The organism is Mesorhizobium sp. (genome assembly GCF_041661565.1).
GTDB lineage: Bacteria > Pseudomonadota > Alphaproteobacteria > Rhizobiales > Rhizobiaceae > Mesorhizobium.
This window is the reverse complement of sequence record NZ_JBAZUD010000213.1, coordinates 1-5,656: the sequence shown is the minus strand read 5'-3', so window position 1 is coordinate 5,656 and position 5,656 is coordinate 1. Positions and strand designations below refer to the sequence as shown.

Annotated in this window: 5 protein-coding genes; 3 read left to right on the top strand and 2 right to left on the bottom strand. The window is 62.6% G+C overall.

Going from position 1 to position 5,656, the window contains the following annotated elements; all coding sequences use genetic code 11:
* Together WC739_RS24155 and coxB are read right to left on the bottom strand one after the other, a co-directional pair.
* Positions 1 to 1,430, bottom strand: a 1,430-nt coding sequence (locus WC739_RS24155; protein ID WP_372955512.1) for a cytochrome c oxidase subunit 1, incomplete at its 3' end; no start/stop codon positions are given.
* 38 nt (positions 1,431 to 1,468) lie between these two features.
* Entirely contained in the window at positions 1,469 to 2,368 is a 900-nt protein-coding gene (coxB, locus tag WC739_RS24150) for a cytochrome c oxidase subunit II (RefSeq protein ID WP_372955511.1), read from the bottom strand.
* Positions 2,369 to 2,744: 376 nt separating this feature from the next.
* Here coxB and WC739_RS24145 point away from each other — a divergent pair, with 376 nt between their 5' ends.
* From WC739_RS24145 to WC739_RS24135, 3 genes are all read left to right on the top strand, one after another.
* Positions 2,745 to 3,314, top strand: a complete 570-nt coding sequence (locus tag WC739_RS24145) for an invasion associated locus B family protein (RefSeq protein WP_372955510.1) — start codon at positions 2,745 to 2,747, stop codon at positions 3,312 to 3,314.
* Positions 3,315 to 3,475: 161 nt separating this feature from the next.
* Positions 3,476 to 4,888 (top strand): metalloprotease TldD, encoded by a 1,413-nt coding sequence (tldD, locus tag WC739_RS24140; protein ID WP_372955509.1) that lies wholly within the window; start codon positions 3,476 to 3,478, stop codon positions 4,886 to 4,888.
* Between the two features lie 224 nt (positions 4,889 to 5,112).
* Positions 5,113 to 5,656 (top strand): transglutaminase-like cysteine peptidase (locus WC739_RS24135; RefSeq protein WP_372955508.1); only part of this gene is annotated, 544 nt, incomplete at its 3' end.

The window sequence follows — 5,656 nt, the reverse complement described above, 5'->3', positions numbered from 1 at the left end:
ATGGTGCGGCGCGGCATGCCGGCGAGCCCGAGGAAGTGCTGCGGGAAGAAGATCAGGTTGACGCCGACAAAGGTGACCCAGAAGTGGGTGTTGGCGATGACGGGCGAGTACATGTAGCCGGTCATCTTCGGGAACCAGTAGTACCAGCCGGCGAAGATGGCGAACACCGCGCCCAGCGACAGCACGTAGTGGAAGTGGGCGATCACGAAATAGGTGTCATGCAGCGAGCGGTCGAGGCCGGCATTGGCCAGCTGGACGCCGGTGACGCCACCGATGGTGAACAGGAAGATGAAGCCCAGCGCCCACAGCATCGGCGTCTTGAAAGAAATCGACCCGCCCCACATCGTCGCGATCCAGGAGAAGATCTTCACGCCAGTCGGCACCGCGATGACCATGGTGGCGAACACGAAATAACGCTGCGTGTCGAGCGACAGGCCGGTCGTGTACATGTGGTGCGCCCAGACGATGAAGCCCACGGCGCCGATCGCGACCATGGCATAGGCCATGCCGAGATAACCGAACACCGGCTTCTTCGAGAAGGTCGAGATGACGTGGCTGATGATGCCGAAGCCCGGCAGGATCAGGATGTAGACTTCCGGGTGGCCGAAGAACCAGAACAGGTGCTGGAACAGGATCGGGTCGCCACCACCGTCGGGAGCAAAGAAAGTCGTGCCGAAATTGCGATCGGTGAGCAGCATGGTGATGCCACCGGCCAGGACCGGCAACGACAGCAGGAGCAGGAAGGCGGTAATCAGCACCGACCAGGCGAACAGCGGCATCTTGTGCAGCGTCATGCCAGGCGCGCGCATGTTGAAGATGGTGGTGATGAAGTTGATGGCGCCTAGGATCGACGACGCGCCGGCGATGTGGATCGACAGGATCGCCAGATCCATGGCCGGCCCGGGCTGGCCCGATGTCGAGAGCGGCGGATAGAGCGTCCAGCCCCCACCAACGCCAAAGGCGCCCGGCGCGCTCGGCACGAACATCGAGGTGAGCAGCAGGATGAAGGCCGGCGGCAGCAGCCAGAACGAGATGTTGTTCATGCGCGGGAATGCCATGTCAGGCGCACCGATCATGATCGGGACCATCCAGTTGGCAAAACCGCCGATCAGCGCCGGCATGACCATGAAGAAGATCATGATGAGGGCATGCGCGGTGGCGAAGGCATTGTACATGCTCTTGCCGCCGTCGATCGCGGCGTCGCCGTTCATGCCGTAGACCATCTGGGCCAGACCGCTGAAGATCTGGATGCCAGGCTCCTGCAGTTCCATGCGGATGGCAACCGACAGCGCGCCGCCGATGACGCCGGCCATGATCGCGAAGATCAGATAGAGCGTGCCGATGTCCTTGTGGTTGGTCGAATAGACCCACCGGACCCAGCCGTGATACGGCTTGTGGTCGTGCCCGTCGTGAGCTGCAGCGTCTGCCATGTTCCGCTCCGTTCCCTAATCTTTTCTGGCCGCTGGCTTCAGTTGCCGGCGACCGCTACCTTGTTCTGGCCGTCGACCTCAGCCATCAGCGCCTTGTTGGCACCTGGCAGATCGGTCTTGGCCGCCGCCAGCCAGCTGTTGAACTGCGCGTCGGATACCACACGGATCGCGATGGGCATGAAAGCGTGGTCCTTGCCGCATAGCTGCGAGCACTGGCCGTAGTAGATGCCTTCCTTCTCCGCCTTGAACCAGGTTTCGTTGGTGCGTCCCGGGATGGCGTCCATCTTGATGCCGAAGGACGGCATTGCGAAGGAATGGATCACGTCGGTCGCGGTGACCAGCACGCGGGTCATCGTGTTGACCGGCACCACCAGTTCATTGTCGACGGCGAGCAGGCGCGGATAGACCTTGCGGTCTTCCTTGCCGGCCGCGGCGCGGTCGCCGTCCTGGAGGATGGCGGAGTTGAACGAGAGGGTGTTCGCGGTCTGGTACTCATAGTCCCAGTTCCACTGGTTGCCCGTCGCCTTGACGGTCAGCTTTGCTTCTTCCGGCGGCGTGTACTGCGCCGTCAGCAGCTGGAAGGACGGGATGGCAAGGCAGAGCAGAACGACGACCGGACCGACAGTCCAGATGACCTCGATCAGGGTGTTGTGGCTGGTCTTGGACGGGACCGGGTTCACGCTCGCGCGAAACCTGACGATACAATAGGCGAGAAGCAGCAGAACCAGAATGGTGATCGGAACGATGAACCACATCGTGTAATTTCCGAACCACTCGATCTGCCGCATCATGTCGGTGGCCGGCGCTTGGAAGGTGGTCTCCCATTCCACGGGCTGGTCGGCACGGGCGGAGCCGCCGGCGAAAAACGTCGCAGCGGCACAAGTGCTCAGAAACCCGGCACTTGCTGGAAACCTGGCGCTAGCTAGGAATTTTCTCATCGCCCTCATCGTCTCCCAGTTCCTCGCGATCGTGCCCGCGAGAATAACCAACAATGCCGGGACGGGAATCCCGACAGTCTCAAGCTGGTTCAAACCATACTCTTTTTCCCTCCGCAAGAAAGGAGCGGGCGAAACCGTGCGGCATTTTTGCGCGTGAGCCGGCATGCGCCCGTGACGGCAACGGAGCCAACCCCGAATCGCGTATGCTGCGCCGAGGTCACAGACTTGGCCCAGCGGGCGGGCTTGCCGTCGCAATTCGGGCGAAATTGGTTAGGAAAAGCGCCATACTGGCCTTTTCGGGACAGGCGAGACGCGGTCTCGTCCTTTACTTGGCTTTGGCGCGGCTTAAAGTGCCGTGATTCGCAATGGAGCCGTCATGAACTCTTGGCTATCGGGATCTGGGCTTTCGAGAACCTTGGCGAAGGCCACCGTTCTCGCCGCCTTGTCCGCAATCGGCCTGCCCGTGGCGGGCCTGTCTCCGATCGGCATGTCCGGCACGGCCCAGGCCGCACAGCCGAGCGGAACCGTCCGCTCGACGCATGGCGCATGGTCGATCATCTGCGACACGCCGGCCGGCGCCACGTCCGAGCAATGCGTGATGATGCAGAACGTCGTCGCCGAGGACCGTCCGGAGATGGGACTGTCGGTCGTGGTGCTGCGCACCGCCGACAACAAGGCGGAAATCCTGCGCGTGCTGGCTCCGCTCGGCGTGCTGTTGCCCAATGGGCTCGGCCTCAACGTCGACGGCAAGGACATCGGCCGCGCCTATTTCGTGCGCTGCTTTCAGGACGGCTGCTACGCCGAGGTCATTCTTGAAAAGCCTCTGCTCGATACGCTGAAGACCGGCACGTCGGCGACCTTCATCGTCTTCCAGACGCCTGAGGAAGGCATCGGCATCCCCGTCGACCTCAAGGGCTTCGCCGACGGTTTCGCCGCCCTGCCCTGACGGCGCGGGCTTTTTCACTGGATCAGGGATCGCGTAAGAAAGCCTGACGCCGACCGCGTGTCGGCGCATTTGTCCCCGCGGCGCGGTGCAACGATTGTCTCGGCGCGCCTTCGCGCCTACATCGTGGCAAAGAACCATTCCTCCTTGTGAACGGACGCGCCATGAACAGCCTGATCGGCCAATTCGACATTTCAGACGATCGCATCAAGCAGATCGTTGCCGACACCATCAACGGCGCCGATGATGGCGAGCTGTTTCTCGAATACAGCGAAAGCGAAGCGCTGATGTTCGACAATGGCCGGCTCAAGACCGCCAACTTCAACACCGACCAGGGGTTCGGACTGCGCGCGGTGGCGGGCGAGGCCAGCGGCTATGCCCACTCCAGCGACCTGTCCGAAGCATCGCTGCTGCGCGCCGCCGACGCCGTTTCGACCGTCAAGGGCGGCTATTCGGGCACGCTTGCCACGCCACCCGCCCGTACCAACCGTCATTTGTACGGCGATGAGAACCCCATCCCCTCGCCGTCCTTCGAGGCCAAGGCAAAGCTGCTGCAGGAAATCGACGCCTGGCTGCGCGCCGAGGATGCGCGCGTACGCCAGGTTTCGGCCTCGCTTGCCGCCTCCTGGCAGCATGTCGAGATCGTGCGCGCCGACGGCCAGGTCGTGCACGACATCCGCCCGCTGGTGCGCATCAACGTCTCGGTCGTGGTCGGCAATGGCGACAGGCAGGAGAGCGGCTCCTACGGCATGGGCGGACGCAAGGCGTTTGGCGAGTTCCTGGTCGAGGATAGCTGGAAGCATGCCGCCAAGGAGGCGCTGCGGCAGGCCCTTGTGAACCTGGAAGCCATCCCGGCGCCGGCCGGCACTTTCGACATCGTCTTGTCCAGTGGCTGGCCTGGCGTGATGCTGCACGAAGCGGTCGGCCACGGGCTGGAAGGCGACTTCAACCGCAAGAAGACCTCCGCCTTCGCCGGCCTGCTCGGCCAGCAGGTCGCCGCCAAGGGCGTCACCGTCGTCGATGACGGCACCATGCCGGAGCGGCGGGGCTCTCTCACCGTCGATGACGAAGGCACGCCTTCGGCGCGCAATATGCTGATCGAGGACGGCAAACTCGTGGGCTACATGCAGGATCGCCAGAACGCCCGGCTGATGGGCATGAAGGCGACCGGCAACGGAAGGCGCGAAGGCTATGCCCACCAGCCGATGCCGCGCATGACCAACACCTACATGACCTCGGGCGACATGGAGCCGGACGAGATCATCGCTTCGGTCAAGAACGGCATCTACGCCGTCTCCTTCGGTGGCGGCCAGGTCGACATCACCTCGGGTAAATTCGTGTTCGGCTGCACCGAGGCCTACATGATCGAGAACGGCAAGGTGACGCAGCCGATCAAGGGCGCCATGCTGATCGGCAACGGGCCGGATGCCATGCACCGCGTTTCGATGGTCGGCAACGACATGAAGCTCGATACAGGCATCGGCATGTGCGGCAAGGCCGGACAGGGCGTGCCGGTGGGCGTCGGCCAACCGCATCTGCGCATGAACCAGATGACTGTGGGAGGCACCAGGGTCTGAGCCGGGAGCTCTTTCGCTGGAGCCAGCATTCCGGCGAAGCAGGCGTCTCCACGCCTGCGCCATCGGGGGGCGGCCTGAACCAAATAAGACGTAGGGCCGCCTGATTTTCCGTCGTACCTTGAAGTGGACACAATCGGCGTTAGGAATTTGTTAAGTCTTTAAATGTCTGGGCTGCGCTCCCATAAAAGCGCGGATCCAGCCTTTGTTGTGGTGGTGATCTGGCCATGCGGCGTTCCCCCGGCGTTCTGACTTCGTCGTTCCTGCTCGGGCTGGCTTCGTTCCTTGGCGCGACGTCGATCCAGGCCGGTTCGGCAGAAGCACAGTCGTGGTTCAAGACGCGAACGACGCAGTCTTCCGCCGCCGTTGGCGGAAGCACGAGCGTTCCCTACGGGTGGATCGATTTCTGCCACCGCCGGCCAAGAGAGTGCAAGGTGCCTGCCTTGCCGGCCGCCGATGTCAAGCTGACGGCGCGGAATTTGAGCGTTCTCAAGCGCGTCAACCAGAAGGCGAACAGTTCCATCAAGCCGGTCAGCAATTTCGATCATTGGGGCACGATGATGGACCACTGGGATTATCCGGTGGACGGCAAGGGCGATTGCAAGATCTACGCGCTCTACAAGCGCAAGCTTCTCTTGGAGGCAGGCTTCCCCAGGCAGGCGCTGCTGATGACCGTCGTGCGCGACCTGAACAATGAAGGTCACACCATCCTGACGGTGAAGACCGACAAGGGCGATCTCGTCCTGGACAATATGGTCGATGAGATCAGGC

Excerpts from the sequence above, each read along its gene's own strand:
- coxB (WP_372955511.1), bottom strand. The coding sequence starts at position 2,368 with ATGAGAAAATTCCTAGCTAGCGCCAGGTTTCCAGCAAGTGCCGGGTTT.
- WC739_RS24145 (WP_372955510.1), top strand. The coding sequence starts at position 2,745 with ATGAACTCTTGGCTATCGGGATCTGGGCTTTCGAGAACCTTGGCGAAG.
- tldD (WP_372955509.1), top strand. The coding sequence starts at position 3,476 with ATGAACAGCCTGATCGGCCAATTCGACATTTCAGACGATCGCATCAAG.